Source organism: Streptomyces sp. NBC_00078, assembly GCF_026343335.1.
GTDB lineage: Bacteria > Actinomycetota > Actinomycetes > Streptomycetales > Streptomycetaceae > Streptomyces.
Genome location: NZ_JAPELX010000001.1, coordinates 3518183 through 3539772, shown reverse-complemented (window position 1 = coordinate 3539772; position 21590 = coordinate 3518183). Strand labels below are relative to the sequence as shown.

General features: G+C 71.3%; 13 protein-coding genes, 1 other RNA gene and 1 pseudogene. 10 read left to right on the top strand and 5 right to left on the bottom strand.

Annotated elements, in window-relative coordinates:
- Window positions 1–180 precede the first annotated feature (180 nt).
- Window positions 181–3849 carry an FHA domain-containing protein gene (locus tag OOK07_RS16505; protein ID WP_266801961.1) on the bottom strand — a complete coding sequence of 1223 codons (3669 nt, stop codon included), beginning with the start codon at window positions 3847–3849 and terminating at the stop codon, window positions 181–183.
- Between the two features lie 355 nt (window positions 3850–4204).
- Between OOK07_RS16505 and OOK07_RS16500 the strand changes: the two genes are divergently transcribed.
- From OOK07_RS16500 to OOK07_RS16485, 4 genes are all read left to right on the top strand, one after another.
- Complete coding sequence (locus tag OOK07_RS16500; protein ID WP_266797166.1) at window positions 4205–5836, top strand: serine/threonine-protein kinase; 1632 nt, start codon at window positions 4205–4207, stop codon at window positions 5834–5836.
- Window positions 5837–5954: 118 nt separating this feature from the next.
- Complete coding sequence (locus tag OOK07_RS16495) at window positions 5955–7196, top strand: serine/threonine-protein kinase (protein ID WP_266680937.1); 1242 nt, start codon at window positions 5955–5957, stop codon at window positions 7194–7196.
- A 267-nt stretch (window positions 7197–7463) separates the two neighbouring features.
- Window positions 7464–8570: a peptide chain release factor 2 gene (prfB, locus tag OOK07_RS16490; RefSeq protein ID WP_266797164.1), complete on the top strand. Its 1107-nt coding sequence runs from the start codon at window positions 7464–7466 to the stop codon at window positions 8568–8570.
- Between the two features lie 299 nt (window positions 8571–8869).
- Complete coding sequence (locus OOK07_RS16485; RefSeq protein WP_266797162.1) at window positions 8870–9523, top strand: hypothetical protein; 654 nt, start codon at window positions 8870–8872, stop codon at window positions 9521–9523.
- Window positions 9524–9629: 106 nt separating this feature from the next.
- On the opposite strand, the gene OOK07_RS16480 is transcribed toward OOK07_RS16485, so the two are convergent.
- Window positions 9630–9821: a hypothetical protein gene (locus tag OOK07_RS16480; RefSeq protein ID WP_266515389.1), complete on the bottom strand. Its 192-nt coding sequence runs from the start codon at window positions 9819–9821 to the stop codon at window positions 9630–9632.
- A gap of 264 nt (window positions 9822–10085) precedes the next feature.
- Between OOK07_RS16480 and ftsE the strand changes: the two genes are divergently transcribed.
- The 6 genes and pseudogenes from ftsE (at window position 10086) to OOK07_RS43440 (ending at window position 15357) form a co-directional block, all read left to right on the top strand.
- Entirely contained in the window at window positions 10086–10775 is a 690-nt protein-coding gene (gene ftsE, locus OOK07_RS16475) for a cell division ATP-binding protein FtsE (protein WP_004000799.1), read from the top strand.
- A gap of 36 nt (window positions 10776–10811) precedes the next feature.
- Complete coding sequence (ftsX, locus tag OOK07_RS16470; protein WP_266680930.1) at window positions 10812–11732, top strand: permease-like cell division protein FtsX; 921 nt, start codon at window positions 10812–10814, stop codon at window positions 11730–11732.
- Window positions 11733–11799: 67 nt separating this feature from the next.
- Window positions 11800–12981: a S41 family peptidase gene (locus OOK07_RS16465; RefSeq protein ID WP_266797160.1), complete on the top strand. Its 1182-nt coding sequence runs from the start codon at window positions 11800–11802 to the stop codon at window positions 12979–12981.
- A gap of 126 nt (window positions 12982–13107) precedes the next feature.
- Window positions 13108–13650 (top strand): SsrA-binding protein SmpB, encoded by a 543-nt coding sequence (gene smpB / locus OOK07_RS16460; RefSeq protein WP_266683543.1) that lies wholly within the window; start codon window positions 13108–13110, stop codon window positions 13648–13650.
- 141 nt (window positions 13651–13791) lie between these two features.
- Window positions 13792–14178, top strand: a transfer-messenger RNA (tmRNA) gene (gene ssrA, locus OOK07_RS16455).
- 194 nt (window positions 14179–14372) lie between these two features.
- Window positions 14373–15357: pseudogene (locus OOK07_RS43440) on the top strand (extracellular catalytic domain type 1 short-chain-length polyhydroxyalkanoate depolymerase).
- Here OOK07_RS43440 and OOK07_RS16440 read toward each other — a convergent pair.
- The 3 genes from OOK07_RS16440 to yicI form a co-directional block, all read right to left on the bottom strand.
- A complete protein-coding gene (locus tag OOK07_RS16440) occupies window positions 15344–18262 on the bottom strand; it encodes a glycoside hydrolase family 3 protein (protein WP_266797157.1) in 2919 nt (972 codons plus the stop codon). The pseudogene OOK07_RS43440 and the gene OOK07_RS16440 overlap by 14 nt on opposite strands.
- Before the next feature lie 62 nt (window positions 18263–18324).
- Window positions 18325–19332, bottom strand: coding sequence for a LacI family DNA-binding transcriptional regulator (locus OOK07_RS16435; RefSeq protein WP_266797155.1), 1008 nt, complete (start codon window positions 19330–19332; stop codon window positions 18325–18327).
- Window positions 19332–21581 (bottom strand): alpha-xylosidase, encoded by a 2250-nt coding sequence (gene yicI / locus OOK07_RS16430; protein WP_266797154.1) that lies wholly within the window; start codon window positions 21579–21581, stop codon window positions 19332–19334. The genes OOK07_RS16435 and yicI overlap by 1 nt, the downstream gene beginning before the upstream one ends.
- Window positions 21582–21590: the final 9 nt, after the last annotated feature.

Below are 21590 nucleotides of genomic sequence, written 5' to 3'. Positions count from 1 at the left end.
TCCTGTGTCAACCGGGGATTCGTGACCGCCTCGTGACCAGGTGTGCGGCGTTGGTGTGACCGACCCCCGGGCTGCGCCCCACAGCCCCTTCGGCCTGAACGGCCTGGTCCTCAGACGCCGGACGGGCCGAGAGCGCCCGGACCGGGCTGCAAAGTGCCGAAGGAACAGGATGCGCGGGACCTACAGGAGCGACGGGACCTCAGTCGCCGAGACCTCTCGTGCGGCTCTCTCCAGAGCGCTGGCCAGCAACGCCAAGTCCGTCGGGCCGTTGCCCAGTTCGCGGACGGGTCTGCGTGTCGGGGGGTCACCCATGCGCTGCCAGTCCAGGGGGACGACCGTCGGGCGCAGGGTCGCCGTGCGCGGGATGCGGCCTGTGACGCGCCCGCCCTGGAAGGCGGTCGAGCGGCCGTCGGACCAGGTCAGGTGGCCGCGGCCCGGCGCCGGTTCGTCAGGGCCGGTGGCGGGGGCGTCCAGGACCACCCGGAGGGTGGCCCCCCGTGCGGGCTCCGTGTCCGCGGTGCGGCCGCCCGGGGCGGTCGCGGCCACCAGGTGGACGCCGAGGCGCTCGCCCTCGCGGGCCACCGCCTCCAGCGCCCGCACGACGGAACCCGCGGCCGGGCGGCCCGGTGAGCCGAGCGCGGGGGAGACCAGCGCGTCCAGATCGTCCACGACAACGACCAGTCGGGGCAGCGGCGGTGCCGCATCCGTCTGCCGGCGGGCCGCCCCCGGGCGCAGCCGCATCGTCGAGCTGGACGCGGTGTCCAGGTCGCCGGCCGCACCCGCTCCGGTCGCCCGCTGGGACACGATGCGGCCCGACAGCTCCCGGCCGGTGTGCCACTCGGTGAACTCGCTGCGGCCGAGCAACTCGGCCCGCCGCTTCAGCTCGGCGCTGAGGGACTGGGCGAACTCCCGCATGCGGACGGGGTCGTTGGCGGTGAGATGGGTCGTCACGTGCGGGACGTCCGTGCACACGCGCAGTCCGTCGCCGTGGCCGCCTCCCCCGGAGGGGGCACCACCCCCGGCGCTCACGCTGTCCCGGCCGTCCATCAGGACGATGCCCAGCCGGTCGGGGCGCTCGGCCGCGGCCAGCGAGGCGACCACGGCCCGCAGCAGCTCCGTACGTCCGCTGCCCGCAGGGCCCTCGACCAGCAGATGCGGGCCGTCGGCCGCGAGATCCGCGCAGACCGGGCCGCGGGGACCGGCACCGAGCACGGCCCAGGCCCGGCCGCCGAGCACCTGGGTATCGTCCGCCGCGTCCGCCCAACGTGCCATCAGCGACGCCGGGGTGGCCCTCGCCAGCCCCAACTCGTCCAGCAGCCGCGCCGCTTGGGGCAACGGCACCGAGACGCGCGCCTGCCGCTCGGTCCCGGAACCGTCGGTCCGCAGCGGGGCGAGCGCCCGCGCGAACCGCTCCGCCCAGGGGAGGGAGACGGCGTCCACGGCGGCCATGGTGCCGGGGCCTATGGGGCCGGTGAGCGAGGACGGCGCGGGAGTGTCGGCGGGTGTGGGCGGTGCGGGAGTGGTGGTCGCCCGGGCTGTCGGGGTGGGCCTGGGCATCGTGTGGGTCTCGGTCGGAGCGGGTGGGTCCGCGGGGCCGCCGCGCTCCTCCGCTTGCGGCGCCCGGCCCGCGGGCCCGCTCCCGGGGGCGACGGGTGTCCCGGAACCGGTCCGCGCCACCCGCATCAGCCGCAGTGCCGTGGCCACGTCTCCGCTCAGCAGCGCGACCGCCCCGCACTCGCGGAACGCCGGTGCCACCGCGCACGCCGCCTCGTAGGTCTCCGTCACCGGCGACGTGGGCGAGGCGGAGGCCGTCTCGGCGAGGCAGACGACGTGTATGCCGGCCCGCGGCCCCTCCAGCGCGAGCCGCGCCACCGCCTCGCGCACATCGGCGCCGCCGGGGTCACCGTCCACGACGACCACGGTGTACGGGCCCGCGAAGCCGTCCGTCGCCTCCGCGCCCTCGTCCGCACGGGCCCAGGAGGGCCTGCGGACGGCGCCGCTTGATGCGGGCCGGGCACCGGACGTGGGCGCCGGCTGCCGTGATCCGTGCCGTGTCTCCGCCTGCTGGTCCTCCAGGCGTCTGAGTAGCTCGTCCGTGCGGGCCGTGGCCTGTTCGCGGTCGTAGGCGAGCAGCAGGCGGCAGTCCTGGCCGTGTCCCGGGCGCAGATGGGGGAGCCAGCCGAGCCAGGACCATTCGGCGGTGCGCTCCTGAAGCGGGCGGGAGCGGTCCGCGGTGATCAGGACGATCTCCAGGGACTCGGGGGAGTGCAGCGAGGCGAGCTGGGCCACCACCGCGCGGGCCAGCCCGGACAGCCGGGTGCGGGGACCGGCCAGGCCCAACGCCCCGGCCTCCCGCAGATCCGCCGTCACCGGCACCGCGGGCAGCAGCCCCGAGCCGTCGGGCGCCGCCCGGTCCGCCGTGCCGAGCCGCACCGTGAGCGCCTCCGGGTGTCCCGGGCCGCGCTCCCACAACCGTGGGCCCGGGCCGAGCGCCGTCAGCAGCAGCGACGCCGGGTCGGGCCAGGCCTCCGGGAGCTGGGGGCCGGCGAGCGGTGCGGGCCCCGCCGTCGTGTCGGCACGGTCTTCCTCGTCGTACGCCTCGTCCTCGGGCGGCAGCTGCTCGCCGCGTCCGCCGGCCAGTCGCCGTGCCCACGCCGTGAGCCCGCCGCGCCTGCGCAGGCCCGGCGGTATGTCCGTGCCGCGCAGGGGTGTTCCTTTGCGCCGGCCCGCTCCGGGGGCCTCCGCGCCGTCGTCGCCCCGCGCTCGCGTGCCGGAGGGTTCGCCGCCGCCCGCCGCGTCGTGGTCGGACGGCCCCGCAGGAGATGTAGGGGCGGACGGCCCCGCGGCAGCAGATGTGTCCCACGCGACCGCGCCGAAGCGTCCGGCGTGGGTGTCCCCCCGCTCGGGCGAGGGCGGGGGAGTGTCTTCGCTCCCTGTGAACCGGTCCGCCGGCCTGTTCTCGATCCGGGGCGCACTGCCCTGGACCGGCACCACGGCCGGTTCGACGGAGCCGTGGCTCTGGAGGGCGGCTCCGCGCGAGGGTGCGTCCGGGCCGCCGTCGGCCACGCGTGCGTGCGGCGTCGCCGCTGTGTCACCACCTGTGGAGGCCGCCGGGACCGCGCCCCGTGGGCCACCGGCGCCCTCGGCCGCCTGCTCGCCCGCGGACGGCACCCGCACATGACCTTCCCCGTCCGGAGCCGTCGGCACCCGCGCCCCCGGGCCCCCGGCCGGAGCGACCCGCAGCGCCGACTCACCGATGCGCAGCAGCGCACCCGGAGCGAAGCGCACCGGGCGGGTGCCGACGCGGGTGCCGTCCAGCGTCGTGCCGTTCGTCGAGGCGAGGTCGGCGACCGAGACCTGGCCGTCGGCGGCGACCGTGACCGCACAGTGCAGGCGGGAGACGTCCGGGTCGTCGAGCGGGACGTCGGCGTCGGCGGAGCGGCCGATGCGGATCTCGCCGCCGTGCAGCAAGTGGACGCCGCCCGCGTCGGGGCCCGCGACCACGTGCAGCTGGGTCGGGGCGTCGTCCAGCTCCGGGTGGGGCTCGGGCTCGGCCGGGGCGCCCAGGGAGAGCACGGCGCCGTCGGTCAGCGGGGGCTCGCCAAGGGTGCAGCGGCGGTCGTCCAGGCGCTCCGCGCCCGCGTACAGCACCACCGGGCCGCCGGACTCGCGGCCGCGCTCGGTCTGAGCGGCGCCCCCATCACCCGCGACCGCCGAGGCCAGAGCCGACGCCACCGCGGCCAGGGCCGTGCCGGCCGGCGCCGTGACCAGCACGTCGCAGCTCGCGGTGCGGCCCCGCGCCCGGTCGGGCGGGCCCAGCGGGTCTACGACGGTCAGCCGGATCTGCATCGCCGTCAGCGGTCCCTTCTGCGCGGACGCGGACAACCCCCACCCCCACGCGAGCACATCGGCCAGTACTGCAGGCATCCTCGCATCTGCCACTGACAACGCGCCCGCCGCTCCGGAACAAGTGATCTTGATTGGTCGGCTCTGCCCGCAAAAGTGCCTGACAGGTGACGTACCCGCGTCCGCTTGAGATCGGTCACGTCCGCTTTCGGGCAACCGGGGAACCGAGTCGAGCGTCTTTCCTTCGAACATGTCCCGGGACGTGTACGTAAGACGCTGGGACGGCGACAGGTGGGTGCCGCGCACCGCGGCACTACAGTGGGTCGGAACGGTAAGCAAGCAGCAGGGAGCACATGACGTGCGGCCGGTAGGCAGCAAGTACCTGCTCGAGGAGCCGCTCGGTCGCGGCGCCACGGGCACCGTCTGGCGGGCCCGCCAGCGAGAGACCGCGGGGGCCGAGGCCGCCGTGGCCGGTCAGCCCGGCGAGACCGTCGCGATCAAGGTCCTCAAGGAGGAGCTCGCGAGCGATCCCGACATCGTGATGCGGTTCCTGCGCGAGCGCTCCGTCCTGCTGCGGCTGACCCACCCGAACATCGTCCGCGTCCGCGACCTGGTGGTCGAGGGTGATCTGCTGGCGCTCGTCATGGACCTCGTCGAGGGCCCCGACCTGCACCGCTACCTGCGCGAGAACGGACCCTTCTCACCCGTCGGCGCCGCCCTGCTCACCGCCCAGATCGCCGACGCGCTCGCCGCCAGCCATGCCGACGGGGTCGTGCACCGCGACCTGAAGCCGGCCAACGTCCTGCTCAGGCAGAACGGCGGGCAGATGCACCCGATGCTGACCGACTTCGGTATCGCGCGCCTCGCCGACTCCCCGGGCCTGACACGGACGCACGAGTTCGTCGGCACGCCCGCGTACGTCGCGCCGGAGAGCGCCGAGGGCCGCCCGCAGACCTCCGCCGTCGACATCTACGGCGCCGGCATCCTGATGTACGAGCTGGTCACCGGCCGTCCGCCCTTCGGCGGCGGCTCGGCCCTGGAAGTCCTGCACCAGCATCTGAGTGCCGAACCGCGCCGCCCCTCCACGGTCCCCGACCCGCTGTGGACCGTCATCGAGCGCTGCCTGCGCAAGAACCCGGACGAGCGGCCCAGCGCCGAGAACCTCGCGCGCGGCCTGCGGGTCGTCGCCGAGGGCATCGGCGTGCACTCGAACTCCGCGCAGATCGCCGCCGCGGAGGCGGTGGGGGCCCTGCTGGTCCCCGATCCGACGCCCGCCGCCGTCCCCGGCTCGGCCGACCCCACGCAGGTGATGCAGCACGGCGCGGGTGCCTACGACCCGAACGCGGCGACCAGCTACCTGCCCCACACGGGCGGACCGGGCCCGGCGGGCGCCGCCGACCCCACCGCCGTACTGCCCAGCACCGGGGCCGCGGACCCGACCGCCGTCATGCCGCCGGTGCCCCAGGGACAGCCGGGGCCCGAGCAGCCGCACCCCTGGCAGAACCAGCTGCGCGCCGCCCGCGACCGCAACGAACAGACGCAGGTCCAGCAGTACCTCGACCCGAACGAGGACCCGCTGCGCCGCCGCCCCCAGCGACAGGCCGCCCGCCCGCAGCAGCCTCAGCAGCGGCGGCCCCAGCAGCGACCGCCGCAGGGGTACGGCTACCCGCAGCAGCAACAGCCGCAGCAGTACGCCCCGCCGCAGCACCAGCAGCCCCAGCGGTACGCGCCTCCGCAGCAGCCGCAGCAACCCGCGCGTGAGCCGCGGCAGCCGAGGCAGCGCAGCGCCAACCCGATGAAGATCCCCGGTCTGGGCTGTCTGAAGGGGTGCCTGTTCACGATCGTCATCCTGTTCGTCGCGGGCTGGCTGGTCTGGGAACTGAGCCCGCTGCAGGACTGGCTCCACACGACCAGGGGCTACTGGCAGCAGCTGAGCCACATGTACAACACCGTGAGCGGGTGGATCGGGAAGCTGGGCGGTGGCAACTGAGCGGTGAGCTTGGTGATTTGTCGACACCTGGCGGGTGATTTCCGTCTCCGCAGTGAAGGTTGGCTCTTCGGGCGCGTAGTTTTAGCGACTAACACGCGTCGGGTCGGTAGGAGCAGTCTTGGCACGGAAGATCGGCAGCCGGTACACCGCGCACCAGATCCTGGGACGGGGCAGCGCCGGCACGGTGTGGCTGGGCGAGGGCCCCGAGGGGCCCGTCGCCATCAAGCTGCTGCGCGAGGATCTCGCTTCCGACCAGGAGCTGGTCGGGCGCTTCGTGCAGGAGCGCACGGCGCTGCTCGGCCTGGACCACCCGAACGTCGTCTCCGTACGCGACCTGGTGGTGGACGGCAACGACCTCGCGCTGGTCATGGACCTGGTCCGCGGCACCGACCTGCGCACCCGTCTGGACCGCGACCGGCGGCTCGCGCCCGCGGCGGCGGCGGCGATCGTGGCCGACATCGCCGACGGGCTCGCGGCCGCGCACGCGGCAGGGGTCGTGCACCGGGACGTGAAACCGGAGAACGTGCTGCTGGACATGCAGGGTCCGCTCGGCCCGGGCGGCTCGCACCCGGCGCTGCTGACCGACTTCGGTGTGGCCAAGCTCATCGACTCCCCGCGCCGCACCCGCGCGACGAAGATCATCGGTACGCCGGACTACCTGGCCCCGGAGATCGTGGAGGGCCTGCCCCCACGCGCGGCGGTGGACATCTACGCGCTCGCGACGGTCCTGTATGAACTGCTGGCGGGCTTCACGCCGTTCGGCGGCGGACACCCCGGCGCCGTGCTGCGCCGGCACGTCACGGAGACCGTGGTCCCGCTGCCGGGCATCCCGGACGAGCTGTGGCAGCTGCTCGTGCAGTGCCTGGCCAAGGCGCCCGCCTCCCGGCTGCGGGCGTCGGAGCTGGGTGCGCGGCTTCGGGAGCTGCTGCCGCTGGTCGCGGGCATGCCGCCGCTGGACGTGGACGAGCCGGACACGGAACCCGCCGAGGAGTCGCAGGCCGAGCCCGCGGACACCGCGGCGACCACGCGTGAGCGGATACGGCGGGGCGCGGTGCCGCTGGTGCCGGGCGCGAAGCCGGCCGACTCCAACCGGGACACCCACACGTCGATGAGGGTGCCGGCACCCGACGAGCTGGCCGGCGGCGCGCGCGGAACGGCGCGGGCACCGCGGGCGGCGGGTGCGCCACGGCCCGGCTCGGCGCGGCACCGGGCGGTGACGCGGCGGCGCAGGCTCGTGCTGGGCGGGGCGGCGGTGCTGCTGGCGACGGTGGCCGGGGTGGGGACGTGGCTGGCCACGTCCGGGGACGGCGCGGGCGCGTCACCCCAGGACACAAAGAACTCAGCACCGGCTTCCCCCTAGCAACCTCACTTCTCAGCACCGGCCCGTACATCTCAGCTCGTCCGTACATCCCAGCCGGTCCAGACATCTCGGCTCGTCCGTGCATCCCAGCCGGTCCGTGCCACTCAGCCCGTCCGGCGTTTGAGGACAAGGCCCTTTAAGGGCCGAAATGGGGACTGGGTTCGGCAGCCCCCAGTCGACGGCGCCCACCACCCCGGCTGCAGCCCAGCGCAGCGGCCGGGCAGCGGCCCGGCTCTCCCCGCTTGGCGGAGCCGTTACGCTGGAGGCGTGGCAGTCGTCGACGTATCCGAAGAGCTCAAGTCCCTCTCCTCGACCATGGAGTCGATCGAGGCCGTTCTGGACCTCGGCAAGCTGAGGGCAGACATCGCCGTGCTCGAGGAGCAGGCAGCCGCGCCGTCCCTGTGGGACAACCCGGACGAGGCGCAGAAGATCACCAGCAAGCTGAGCCATCTGCAGGCCGAGGTCAGGAAGGCCGAGGCGCTGCGGGGGCGGATCGACGATCTCGCCGTGCTCTTCGAGATGGCCGAGGAGGAGGACGACCCGGACACCCGTGCCGAGGCCGAGTCCGAGCTCACCTCCGTCAAGAAGGCGCTGGACGAGATGGAGGTCCGGACGCTGCTGAGCGGGGAGTACGACTCCCGGGAGGCCCTCGTCAACATCCGCGCCGAGGCCGGTGGCGTCGACGCCGCCGACTTCGCCGAGAAGCTGCAGCGGATGTACCTGCGCTGGGCGGAGCAGAAGGGCTACAAGACCGAGATCTACGAGACGTCGTACGCCGAAGAGGCCGGCATCAAGTCGACCACCTTCGCCGTGCAGGTGCCGTACGCCTACGGCACTCTCTCGGTCGAGCAGGGCACCCACCGGCTCGTGCGCATCTCGCCCTTCGACAACCAGGGGCGCCGCCAGACCTCCTTCGCGGGCGTCGAGATCCTTCCCGTGGTCGAGCAGACCGACCACATCGAGATCGACGAGTCCGAGCTGCGCGTGGACGTGTACCGCTCCTCGGGCCCCGGCGGCCAGGGCGTGAACACCACCGACTCGGCGGTGCGGCTCACCCACCTCCCCACCGGCATCGTCGTCTCCTGTCAGAACGAGCGGTCGCAGATCCAGAACAAGGCGTCCGCGATGAACGTGCTCCAAGCCAAGCTGCTCGACCGGCGCCGGCAGGAGGAGCAGGCCAAGATGGACGCCCTCAAGGGCGACGGCGGCAACTCCTGGGGCAACCAGATGCGTTCGTACGTCCTGCACCCGTACCAGATGGTCAAGGACCTGCGAACCGAGCTCGAGGTCGGCAACCCCGAGGCCGTGTTCAACGGCGAGATCGACGGGTTCCTTGAGGCCGGAATTCGCTGGCGCAAGCAGCAGGAGAAGTAAGTTTGTCGACAAGGCAACTGTCGCCCGTCGGGCGGCAGTTGCTTTTTTCGTGGCCCCTTCCGTGCGCGATGTCTGGGTTTTACATCACACTCACACGCTTCAATGCCTGGCATAGAGCCCGTAGTTGGACATTGCGCGCGCAACGGCCTTGACGTTGCTTTGAAAAATGGGAAGGGTAAAGCGTGGCATGCGTATCTCTGGGGCGCATGTGAACCGGGGGCTTTCGCATAGCTGACTCCGTCGATCACTGCCCCCGAGCGCCGCCCAACTGACGATGAGCTACTGGGGGTAGCAACCACATGACCAAGAAGACGCGCATCCGTGTCGCGCGGATCGCCGCCGGCGCCGTGATCGCCGCGGGTGCTTCGCTGACCGCTGCCGGTGCCGCTTCCGCGCTGGACATCGGCGTGAGCGTCGACGGCAGCGGTGTCGGTGTGAAGGTGGACACCGGCCTCGGTGACGACCCGACGGACCCGCCCACCGGTCTCCCGACGGACCCGACGGACCCGCCCACCGGCCTGCCGACGGACCCGCCCACCGGCCTGCCGACGGACCCGCCCACCCTCCCGACGGACCCGCCCACCACCGACGACCCCACCGGTCCGACCGAGCCCACGGGTGAGCCCACCGAGCCCACCGGGGACCCGACGGAGCCGACCGGGGAGCCCACCACCCCGGCCCCGACCGACGGCAGCGGCACCGGGAGCACCGGCGGCAACAACAACACCGACCCCGACGGCGGTTCCGGCACCTCCGCCCAGGAGGAGGGCTCCTCGGTCGTCACCGACACCGGCTCCGACACCTCGGCCCAGGGCAAGGGTGACCAGCTCGCCGAGACCGGTGCCGGCCAGACGGCCTTCCTGATCATCGGCGCCGCCACCATGATCGCCGGTGGCATCGGCTTCCGTGCTCTGCCGCGCCTCGTGGGCGGCCGGGGCGGTGCGGCTGCCTGACGGTGGCCGCTCGCACACGGAACGTGTGTGACGACGTACGACGAGGGGCCCGGAGCGTGCATTGCTCCGGGCCCCTCGGGCGTCCTTGCTCCTGCCCCGCCGCGCGCTATGCGGTCTGGTGCGCCAGCAGCGCCACCGCCGCGATCAGCACCGCCAGCAGTGCGATCAGCGTCATGGGGTTGACTCCCGCGAAGAAGTTCTCCTGCTGCAGCCGCTCGCGGTTCGCGCGGCACACGGGGCACCGGCCCTCGCTCACGGGCGCCGCGCAGTTCGCGCACACCAGCCGGTCGTACGTCATGCGCTCGCCCTCCTTGCACCGGTTCCACGTAGTGAACGCCCTCGCGGGCGAGAACGTTCCCCTCTCTACTGTGCCAGGTTCCCCCGGAGGGTGCGCGGGGGTCGCTCTCAAGGGGTACGTGGGGGTGGTCACGTGGCCACGGACACGCGGGCCGGGCACACACAAAACGCACATCCGGTACGCAACCCCAACCGCCGCCTGCGCCCGCCCACCCGACTCGCGTATGGTCACGCTCATCTACCCCCGGCGACCCGTGGTGCATCCGTGATCCGATTCGACAACGTCTCCAAGGTCTACCCCAAGCAGACCCGCCCCGCACTCAGGGATGTGTCCCTGGAAGTGGAGAAGGGCGAGTTCGTGTTCCTCGTGGGGTCCTCGGGCTCCGGAAAGTCCACCTTCCTGCGGCTGATCCTCCGCGAGGAGCGGTGCAGCCACGGTCAGGTGCACGTGCTGGGCAAGGACCTCGCGCGCCTCTCCAACTGGAAGGTGCCGCAGATGCGGCGCCAGTTGGGGACGGTGTTCCAGGACTTCCGGCTGCTGCCGAACAAGACGGTGGCGGAGAACGTCGCCTTCGCGCAGGAGGTCATCGGCAAGTCGCGCGGCGAGATCCGCAAGTCCGTGCCGCAGGTGCTCGACCTCGTCGGGCTGGGCGGCAAGGAGGACCGGATGCCCGGTGAGCTGTCCGGTGGTGAACAGCAGCGTGTGGCCATCGCGCGCGCGTTCGTCAACCGGCCCAAGCTGCTCATCGCCGACGAACCCACCGGCAACCTCGACCCGCAGACCTCCGTCGGCATCATGAAGCTGCTCGACCGGATCAACCGGACCGGCACCACCGTGGTGATGGCGACGCACGACCAGAACATCGTGGACCAGATGCGCAAGCGCGTCATCGAGCTGGAGAAGGGCCGCCTCGTCCGCGACCAGGCGCGCGGCGTCTACGGCTACCAGCACTGACCGCGACCGTCCACGGAAAGGCCTGAAGAAGACGCCATGCGCGCCCAGTTCGTACTCTCCGAGATCGGTGTCGGTCTCCGCCGCAACCTGACCATGACCTTCGCGGTCATCGTCTCCGTCGCCCTGTCACTCGCCCTGTTCGGCGGTTCGCTCCTGATGAGCGACCAGGTCACCACGATGAAGGGCTACTGGTACGACAAGGTCAACGTCTCGATCTTCCTCTGCAACAAGAGCGACGCCACGTCCGACCCCAACTGCGCCAAGGGCGCGGTCACCGAGGATCAGAAGAAGGACATCCTCGGCGACCTGGACAAGATGACGTCGGTCGTCCAGAAGGTGACCTACGAGTCGCAGGACGCGGCCTACAAGCACTACAAGCAGCAGTTCGGCGACTCCCCGCTGGCCAGTTCCCTCACGCCGGACCAGATGCAGGAGTCGTACCGGATCAAGCTGAAGGACCCGGAGAAGTACCAGGTGGTCGCGACCGCCTTCGACGGGCGCGACGGCGTGCAGTCCGTGCAGGACCAGAAGGGGATCCTCGACAACCTCTTCGGGCTGCTGAACGGGATGAACTGGGCCGCCAGGGCCGTGATGGCGCTGATGCTCGTCGTCGCGCTGATGCTGATCGTCAACACCGTGCGCGTGTCCGCGTTCAGCCGCCGCCGGGAGACCGGGATCATGCGGCTGGTCGGTGCCTCCGGGTTCTACATCCAGGCGCCGTTCATCATGGAGGCGGCGGTCGCCGGACTGATCGGCGGGACGGTCGCCTGCGGATTCCTGGTGGTCGCGCGGTACTTCATCATCGACCACGGCCTGGACCTGTCCCACAAGCTGAATCTGATCAACTTCATCGGCTGGGACGCCGTTCTGACCAAGCTGCCGCTCATCCTCGCCACCAGCCTGCTGATGCCCGCGCTCGCCGCGTTCTTCGCGTTGCGCAAGTACCTGAAGGTGTGACACATGCCAAGAGGGCCGTACGGTCAACCAGCCGTACGGCCCTTCGCGTTGTCCTAGACTCACCGGCATGTCCGGCCGAGACCTGTTGTGCCAGCCCCGCCGCATCCGCCGCGGGGCGGCCCTGACATTGGTCTTCGCGAGCGTGCTCGTGGCCGGCGCGGCGACCGGCTCCTTTCCCGAGGCCGACCGGAAATCCACGTCCGGCGCGGCCCGTTCGGCCGTCCCCGCGGGGCATCACGAGGACGTGGCCAGGGCGGCCGAGGAGGCCATGGCCGACGGCAAGTCCCCCATGGAGGCCGCCGAACGCGCGGTCAGCCGCAGCGGCGACCGCTGGGGAGCCGTCTACTCCCGGGGTGACTACGAGGAGTTCGAGGAGGCCCTCGACGGCCAGTACACCGGCGTCGGCCTGTGGGCGCGACGCGAGCGGGACGGCCGTATCGAGGTGACCAAGGTGGCCGCCGGCTCGCCCGCGGCGGCCGCCGGGCTCCACCCGGGCGACCGGCTGCACAGCGTCGACGGTGAGCGGGTCGACGGCCGGCCCGTCACCGAGGTCGTCTCCTTGCTGCGCGGCGACGCCACCGACGCTCCCGCCGGCACGGCGGTGCGGCTCGGCCTGCAGCGCGGCACGCGCGCGTGGACCGAGACGCTGCGCCGGGCTCTGCTGTCCACGGACTCGGTCACCGTCCGAAAGCTCGCCGACGGAGTCACCGTCATCAAGATCGGCGCGTTCACCAAGGGCTCCGGCGACGTGGTGAGCACCGCCGTGCGGCGGGCCCCGGTCGGCGCCGGCATCATCCTCGACCTGCGCGGCAACTCCGGCGGCCTGGTCACCGAGGCTGTGACCACGGCCTCCGCCTTCCTCGACGGCGGCCTCGTCGCCACCTACGACGTCAACGGCGAACAGCAGGCCCTGCACGCCGATCCCGGCGCCGACACCACCAGGCCCCTGGTCGCGCTCGTCGACGGCGGCACGATGAGCGCGGCCGAGCTCCTCACCGGCGCCCTGCAGGACCGGGGCCGTGCGGTCGTCGTGGGCTCCCGCACCTTCGGCAAGGGCTCGGTGCAGATGCCGAGCAGGCTGCCGGGCGGCTCCGTGGCCGAACTGACCGTCGGGCACTACCGCACCCCGTCGGGACGCAGCGTCGACGGCCGGGGCATCACTCCGGATCTGGACGTGGAGCAGGCGGACGGGCAGCCCGCCCTCCAGCGGGCCGAGACCGTGCTCAGCGGCCTGGGCGACGCCGACTGAGCGTTCCGCCAGGGCCGCCGGGACGAGTCGTCGACCCGCTGCGGGGCGGGTCGTCCGACCGCCGGTTAAGGGCTGGCCCCGACCCCCCTCCTTAGTGCGAAAATGGACGGCACTATGAGCAAGGGAATGTACGTACCGAAGGAGTCCCAGCCCAAGCAGGGCGGTGGGACCAGCAAGGCCAGGGACGGCGAGAAGGGCGGCAAGCGCAAGATCGTCGCCCAGAACAAGAAGGCCCGCCACGACTACGCGATCGTCGACACCTACGAGGCCGGCATCGTCCTCACCGGTACCGAGGTCAAGTCGCTGCGCGAGGGACGGACCTCGCTGACCGACGGCTTCGTCCAGATCGACCAGGGTGAGGCGTGGCTGCACAACGCCCACATCCCGGAGTACCACCAGGGCACCTGGACCAACCACTCCGTGCGCCGCAAGCGCAAGCTGCTCCTGCACCGCGAGGAGATCGACAAGCTGGAGTCCAAGTCCCAGGAGACGGGTCACACGATCGTGCCCCTCGCCCTGTACTTCAGCAACGGCCGTGCGAAGGCCGAGATCGCCCTCGCGCGAGGCAAGAAGGAGTACGACAAGCGCCAGACCCTGCGCGAGCAGCAGGACCGGCGGGAGTCGGACCGGGCGATCGCGGCGGCGAAGCGGAAGCAGCGGGGCGAGTAGCCCGCCGGTCGGTCGGCCCATCGGCCCGTCGGTCGGTCGGCCCGGAATACGGTGGCATCGTCGCTCGTTGTTCACGTACGATGGCACTGCACCTCACAGCGGGTGCACCCCCCTCTTCGGAGGGACTTGAAAAAACAACATGGGGATGATCGGTTTCGACAGCGGCTGTTGAAGCAGGGGAAGCGTGTCGAGGAAGCGGCAATGATCTCGTTAACCATATGTCGCAACCAATAATCGCCAATTCCAAGAGCGATTCCCGCGCCTTCGCCCTCGCTGCCTAATAAGCAGTGAGTGAAGGCCCTAACGGGTGTCAGCCCGGGGGTGTTCCCGACCCGGACCCTGGCATAATCTAGGGGACTAAACCATCGAGCCCGGTCACGGGGTTCGATGGGAAATCAAACAGTGACTGGGCCCGTCGGCGACTTGTTCGCGTGATCGCCGGGGCCGAGAAAATCACAGCGAACTGCACACGGAGAAGCCCTGATTCTGCACCGTTGGACGCGGGTTCGATTCCCGCCATCTCCACGAGTTCGAGGTGGACCGCGCGAGCAAACAGCGCGAGTGCGGTGTATCTCGTCGTGTTTCTGGGGGTATGACCCTCAGATCCGCGCACCCCATGTTTTGGACGAGGGCCCGGTGGTCACAGACCACCGGGCCCTCGTCGTTTTTATGGGCTCCGGCTCCATATCGGCGACTGGTTCACGCTTCTACGGTCCCTCCCCATGACACAGACCAGAGCCGCACGTCACCTCACCGTCCTGGCGATCCTGCTGGTCGCCCTGATCGCCGCCGTACTCACCCCGGGCAGGGCGGAGGCCGCCTCGCTGCAGGAGGTCACCGGGTTCGGATCGAACCCCGGCGCCCTGCGCATGTTCCGCTACGTCCCCGACGGGCTGCCCGACGGGCGTCCCGTCGTCGTCGCCCTGCACGGGTGCACGCAGGATGCCGCCGGGTACGGGGCCGGGAGCGGGTGGATCCAGCTCGCCGACCGGTGGGGGTTCTCCGTCGTGCTGCCGCAGCAGACCAGCGCCAACAACGCCTCGTCGTGCTTCGACTGGTTCCAGAGCGGGGACATCGAGCGGGGGCAGGGCGAGGCGGCGAGCGTCGCGCGGATGGTGGACCGGCAGCTCGCCGATGTCGGCGGCGACACCTCGCGTGTATGTCACCGGGCTGTCCGCCGGGGGTGGCATGACCGCCGTGATGATGGCGGACTACCCGGAGAAGTTCGCCGCGGGCGGGATCGTCGCCGGGCTGCCGTACGGGTGCGCGCAGGCCGCCGGGTCGCCGTACGTGTGCATGTACGTCGGCGCCACGCAGACGGCGAAGCAGTGGGGCGACCGGGTGCGGGCCGCCCGGCCCGGGTACGGCGGTCCCTGGCCCACGCTCACCGTCTTCCAGGGCAGCGCCGACTACACCGTCAAGCCCGTCAACATGACCGACCTGATGAAGCAGTGGACCGATGTGCACGGCGCCGATCAGACGGCGGACGTGAGTGACACCGTCTCCGGCTACCCCCGCCAGGTCTTCAAGGACGCGAGCGGCAACCCCGTCGTCGAGACCTACAGCATCACCGGCATGGGGCATGGGCAGCCGGTGGACCCCGGCAGCGGGACCGAACAGTGCGGTGCCGCCGGGGCCTACCTCCTCGATGTGAACCTGTGCGCCGCCTACCGGCTCGGGCTTGCCTGGGGGCTCAGCGCAGGGTGAACGTCGACAGGCGTACGTCCTTGCTCAGGACCAGGTAGACGTCCTTACGGCCCTTCGCCGCACCCGACAGCTTCGCGGTCACCGTCGTGTAGTCGTACGGCGACGACGCGCCCGCGAAGTGCGCGGTGCCGACGAGGGTGCCGGTCGGTGAGCCGAGCCGCACCTCGACCGTGCCGGACGACGTCCCGGCGACGCGTGCGCCGAACTCGCCCGCACCCGACCCCAGCCGGGTGTCCGCGAACTCCAGCCACGCGCCGTCGGAGGCCGCCGACACCGCCGTACCGCTCGCCTTGGACTCGTCGACGAGGTGGATGGCCGAGTAGTCGTCGAAGTTCTCCGCGCGGGTGGTCTTCGACAGGTTCCGCGGCGGGATGGTCTCGCCCTTCACCTGCCAGGCCGCCCGGGCGCGGATGTCGGAGGACGAGGAGCCCACCAGGACGTCGTAAGTGCCGCTTTCCACCGCCCACTTGGAGCGCGTGACGTCCCAGTGCGCGAGGTCCGACGGCCGCACCTTCAGCCGTACCGTCCTCGTCTCGCCGGGCTTCAGGGACACCCGCCCGAACGCCTTCAGCTGCTTGAGGGGCTGCTTGTCGCGGGAGGTGCGCTGGTGGGTGTAGAGCTGTACGACCTCGTCGCCGACTCGGGTGCCGGTGTTCGTGACGGCGACCTCGTAGCCGTCGTCGACGCGCTTGAGGCGGCCGTAGCGGAAGGTCGTGTAGGAGAGGCCGTAGCCGAAGGGATAGAGCGCCTGCCCGGTGAAGTACTGGTAGGTGCGGCCGGACTTGATGATGTCGTAGTCGAGGATCGACGGGAGGTCGGCGTCGGAGCGGTACCAGGTCTGGGTGAGGCGGCCGGAGGGGTTGGCGTCGCCGTAGAGGATGTCGGCGAGGGCGTTGCCGGTCTCCTGGCCGGCGTGGGTCGTCCAGAGGGCGGCGGGGACTTCCTTCTGGAGGGCGCCGAGGGTGGTCGGGTAGCTGTTCTCGACGATCACGACCGTGTGCGGGTTGGCCGCCTTCACCGCTCTGACCAGGGCTTCCTGGGTGGGCGCCAGGCTCATGTCCGTGCGGTCGTGGGCCTCGCGGCCGTTGATCGACGGGTCCGAGCCGACCACCACGACGGCCTGGTCCTTGCCCTTGACGGCGGCGACCGCCTCGTCGACACCGCTGCGGACCACGTCCTTCGTGTAGTGGGCCGCCTGGTCCTTGGCGACCAGGCCGAGGGTGCCGTCCGTGCCGGTCGGGCCCAGGTAGACCGGGTTCGACCACCAGGACTCGGCGGTGTCGTAGCCGGCGTAGCGGAACAGGTAGGTGCCGTCGTCCTGGCGCTCCAGCTTGAACTGCTGCTGTACGAACCAGCCGTTGGGCTGGGCCTGGTCGTTGACGAAGTTCGACCAGTTGTAGCCGACGTATTTGTTGTTGGCGGCCGAGCGGAGGGTCACGATGCCGGAGCCCCAGTCGAACATGTCGAACTGGGCGGCCGTCCCGGAATCCGCGGCCTCCTTCAGGGGTGCGCCGGTCTCGCCCGTCCCCGCCGTCACGTACTTGCCGGTCGCCGTGTCCTTCAGTGCGATCCGGTCCACGCCCTCGCTGCTCGCGACCGAGGCGCCGAGCTTCGACTCGATGCCGTCCTTCGGGGTGACGGCGTAGGGGAGGGTGCCCGAATACCAGTCGGTGTAGAGGGTGTCGGCGAGCGGGCCGACGACGGCGGCACTGCCCGTCTTCTTCAGCGGCAGCGCACCGTCGTTCTTCAGCAGGACCGCCGCCTCGGTGGCCGCCTTGCGGGCCAGGGCGCGGTGGGCGGGGCTGTCGATGACGGACGAGTCGATGGAGCCGTACTTGCCGCCGCCGGGGTCGAACTCGCCCAGACGGACGCGGATGCTCAGCACGTCTCCCGCGGCCTTGTCGACGTCCGACGCCTTCAACAGACCCGACGCCAGTGCCGACTTGATCGCGCTCGTCGTCGGTTCGGAGTTCGTGTCGTTGTCGGTGAAGCTGTCGATGCCCGCCTTGAGCGCGGCCGCGTCGGCCTCGCTCTGGGTGCCGTAGTAGGCCTGGCTGCCGACCAGGTTGCCGGGCGCGGCCGCGTCCGTGATGTTGAGCAGCCGCTGTGATGTCCATCCGCGGACGGTGTCGTCGAGGGCCGGATTCACCGTGTTCGGGCGGCCGTTGACCAGGTTGTACGAGGACATCACGCCGGTCGCCGCGTCGGCCGCGATCGCGGGCTTGAAGGCCTGCTCGTCGTACTCCTTCAGTACGCGCGGGCGCAGTTCGGAGGTCGTGGTGTCGCGGTGCACCTCGTTGTTGTTGGCGAGGAAGTGCTTCACTGTCGGGGCGGTCTTGAGGTGATCCGGGTCGCCTCCCGTCAGGCCCGTGCCGTACGCCGTCGAGACTGCGCCGGTCAGGTACGGGTCCTCGCTGTAGCCCTCCTCGTTGCGGCCCCAGCGCGGGTCGCGCAGCAGGTTGACCACGGGGGCCCACAGGTTCAGGCCCCAGCCGGCCGGGCGCTGCTGCTGGAAGCCGCGTGCCTCGTCGCCGACCGCCGAGCCGACCTGGCGGAGCAGGGACGGGTCCCAGGTCGAGGCCAGCCCGACGGCCTGCGGAAACACGGTCGCCTTGCCGAGCCAGGCCACGCCGTGCAGGGCCTCGGTGCCGGTGCGGAACGACTGGATGCCGAGGCGGGGGATCGCCGGCTCGTACTGGTGGAGGAGGGAGATCTTCTCGTCGAGGGTGAGACGGGAGAGGAGGTCGTCGACGCGGGTGTCCACCGAGAGACCCGGATCGCGGAAGGGGTAGGCGGAGTCGTCGGCGTGGGCGGGGACGGTGGCGCCCAGACCGGCGATCAGGGCCAGGGCCAGGCCGTAGGTGGTTCTGTGTCTGGTGAGCGGGGGTCTCTTGCTGCCTTTCATGCCACGGCTCCTTCGACTAGTGCCTTGCTCGAATCGGGCCTTGCATACGGGTGTTGAAAGGGTCAGGCGTCCCGCGGTGCCGTGCTCGCCCGCTCCGTCAGCCGCGGCGGCAGCAGCGTGGCCTCGGGTACGGGGCTGCCGCCCAGCTTCTTCATCAGGAGCTCCACCGCCCGCTCACCCACCTCGGCCGACGGCAGGGCGACCGAGGTGACGGGCACGCGGACGGACTCGGCGAGCTCGTCGGGGCAGATGGCGGTGACGGAGAGGTCGCCCGGGACCCGCAGACCGAGCTGCTCGAAGGCGTCGATCAGTGGTCCGACGATCGCTTCGTTGTGGACCACGACCCCCGTCAACGCCGGGTGTTCGTGCAGCAGCTGCGCGGCCACCAGCCCGGCGGCCGCCGGTGAGGCTTCGCAGGGGTGTACCGAGGAAGCCAGCCCGCCGCGGCCGGCCGCGGCCGTGAAGCCCTGGGCCACCCGCTGCGCGAACGCGGTCTGCCGCACGTACACCTCCGGCGGCGACCCGACCAGCGCCACCACCCGGTGCCCGAGCCGCGCCAGATGTTCCACGCACGCCTCACCGGCCGCCCTGAAGTCGAGGTCGATACAGGTCAGGCCCTCGGAGTCGGCCGGGAACCCGATCATCACCGACGGCAGTTCCAGTGAGCGCAGCAACGGCAGCCGGGGTTCCCGGAGTTGGACGTCCATCACGATCAACCCGTCCACCAGCGCCGTGTCCGCGACCCGCCTCAGGCCGTCCTCGCCCTCCTCCTGCGTCACCAGCAGCACGTCGTGGTCGTGTCTGCGCGCCGTCGTCACCACCGACACCGCGAACTGCATCACCACCGGCACGTGGATGCCCGGCCGTAACGGGATCACCAGCGCCAGTACGTTCGATCTGCTGCTGGCCAGCGCCCGGGCGCCCGCGTGCGGCCGGTAGCCCAGCTCGCGGGCGGCCGCCTCGACGCGCTGCCGGGTCTCCTCGGAGATCGGGCGCTTGCCGCTGAGCGCGTAGGACACGGTGCTGGGGGAGACCCCGGCGTGCCGCGCCACATCGGTGATCTTCACCATCAGTCCAGCTCCAGGGAGAGGAATCCGGTACCCGCACGCGCACGCGCCGTCCGCTGTCCGGCCGCCAGGTTCCACTCCGCCGCCGGCTCACTGCACGAGGCCCGCAGCGTGTCCCCTTCGCGTACGACGGTGAAGGTCACGTCGCCCACCGGCACCGTCACCTGCGCGCCCCGCTCCAGGCCGTACACCCGCAGGGTGACCCCGTCGGCATGGTCGTAGTCGGGGCGGTCGGCCACGGCGCCCACCGGGATCACCGTCCCCGGCCGTACCAGCAGCGGCACGCTCAGGAAGCCGTGCCGCTCGCGCACCCAGCGCGGCCCGGTCACGGTCTGCCCGCTCAGGAAGTGCGTCCAGGTGCCCTCGGGCACGTAGTAGGACACATCCCCTTCGTCGCCGAACACCGGCGCCACCAGCAGATCCGGCCCCAGCATGTACTGCCGCTCCAGATACGCGCACCCCGGATCGTCCGGGAACTCCAGCACCATCGCCCGCATCATCGGCACACCCTCGGTGTGCGCGGTGCGTGCGGCCTCGTAGAGGTAGGGCATGAGGCTCAGCTTCAGGCGGGTGAACTGCCGCAGCACGTCCACGGACTCCTCGTCGAAGAGCCACGGCACGCGGTAGGAGGAGCTGCCGTGCAGCCGGCTGTGGGAGGACAGCAGTCCGAAGGCCAGCCATCGTTTGAACAGGGCTGCTGTCGGGGTCCCCTCGAAGCCGCCGATGTCGTGGCTCCAGTAGCCGAAGCCGGACAGGCCGAGCGAGAGCCCGCCGCGCAGCGACTCGGCCATCGACTCGTAGGTCGCCTCGCAGTCGCCGCCCCAGTGCACGGGGAACTTCTGGCTCCCGCTCGTCGCCGACCGGGCGAAGAGCACGGCCTCGCCCTCGCCCCGGTGCTTGCGCAGTACGTCGAAGACGGTGCGGTTGTAGAGGTACGTGTAGTAGTTGTGCATCCGCTCCGGGTCGGAGCCGTCGAACCACGCCACGTCGACCGGCACCCGCTCGCCGAAGTCCGTCTTGAAACAGTCGACACCCTGTGCGAGCAGCGTCTCCAGCTTGGCCGCGTACCAGTCGCGGGCGGCCGGGCTGGTGAAGTCGACCAGCGCCATGCCCGGCTGCCACATGTCCCACTGCCAGACGCGGCCGTCGGGCCTGCGCAGCAGGTGGCCGAGCGCCTTGCCCTCCGCGAACAGGGGCGAGCGCTGGGCGATGTAAGGGTTGATCCACGCCGAGACCCGCAGCCCGCGGTCGTGGAGCCGGGCCAGCATGCCCTCCGGGTCGGGGAACACGCGTGGGTCCCAGCGGAAGTCGCACCAGTTGAACTCGCGCATCCAGAAGCAGTCGAAGTGGAAGACGGAGAGCGGGAGTTCACGCTCCCGCATGCCCTCGATGAACGACGTCACCGTCTCCTCGTCGTACGAAGTGGTGAAGGACGTCGACAGCCACAGGCCGAACGACCAGGCGGGCGGGAGGGCCGGGCGCCCGGTGAGGGCGGTGTACTTGCGCAGGATCTCCTTCGGGCTCGGGCCGTGGATGACGTAGTACGTCAACTCCTGGGCCTCGGCGCTGAACTGGACCCTGGACACCGCCTCCGAGCCGACCTCGAAGGACACCTTGCCCGGGTGGTCGACGAAGACGCCGTAGCCGGCGTCCGTCAGATAGAAGGGGACGTTCTTGTAGGCCTGTTCGGTCGCGGTGCCGCCGTCGGCGTTCCAGATGTCGACGACCTGGCCGTTCTTGACCAGCGGGCCGAAGCGCTCACCGAGGCCGTAGACGGAGGTGCCGACCCCGAGCTTGAGCTGTTCGCGCAGGTAGTGGGCGCCGTCCAGATCCCGCATGATGCCCATGTTCTTGGGGCCGCTGGAGGTCAGGGTGCGGCCGCCCGCGAGGAAGTCGACGTGCCAGGGGCCGGTGCGGGAGACCCGTACCGACAGCTCACCGGAGGTCAGGGTCGCGTGTTCGTCGTCGTACTCCACCTGCGCCGGGACGTCCTGCCCGGTGAGCTCGAACTCCGGGCGGGGCTGCTGCTCGCCGTCGAAGTGGGTGAAGGTCACGCCGATGACGTCGGGCATCGGCGCATGTGCACGGATCGTCACGACCGGTCCCTTCAGCAGGTCGCCGCGGTGGCGGATGGGCTGCGTCGGCGCGTGGATCTCCAGCGCGCCGTCGGCGGCGGTCACGTCGAGCACCTCGACCGGATGGGCCGCGGTGACACCCTCGCGCAGCAGCCAGTAACCGTCGGTGAACTTCACGTGGGGTCC

Coding starts and splice junctions, on each gene's coding strand:
- OOK07_RS16505 (WP_266801961.1), bottom strand. CDS start 3,849: ATGCAGATCCGGCTGACCGTCGTAGACCCGCTGGGCCCGCCCGACCGG.
- OOK07_RS16485 (WP_266797162.1), top strand. CDS start 8,870: ATGACCAAGAAGACGCGCATCCGTGTCGCGCGGATCGCCGCCGGCGCC.
- OOK07_RS16480 (WP_266515389.1), bottom strand. CDS start 9,821: ATGACGTACGACCGGCTGGTGTGCGCGAACTGCGCGGCGCCCGTGAGC.
- ftsX (WP_266680930.1), top strand. CDS start 10,812: ATGCGCGCCCAGTTCGTACTCTCCGAGATCGGTGTCGGTCTCCGCCGC.
- OOK07_RS16465 (WP_266797160.1), top strand. CDS start 11,800: ATGTCCGGCCGAGACCTGTTGTGCCAGCCCCGCCGCATCCGCCGCGGG.
- smpB (WP_266683543.1), top strand. CDS start 13,108: ATGTACGTACCGAAGGAGTCCCAGCCCAAGCAGGGCGGTGGGACCAGC.
- OOK07_RS16440 (WP_266797157.1), bottom strand. CDS start 18,262: ATGAAAGGCAGCAAGAGACCCCCGCTCACCAGACACAGAACCACCTAC.
- OOK07_RS16435 (WP_266797155.1), bottom strand. CDS start 19,332: ATGGTGAAGATCACCGATGTGGCGCGGCACGCCGGGGTCTCCCCCAGC.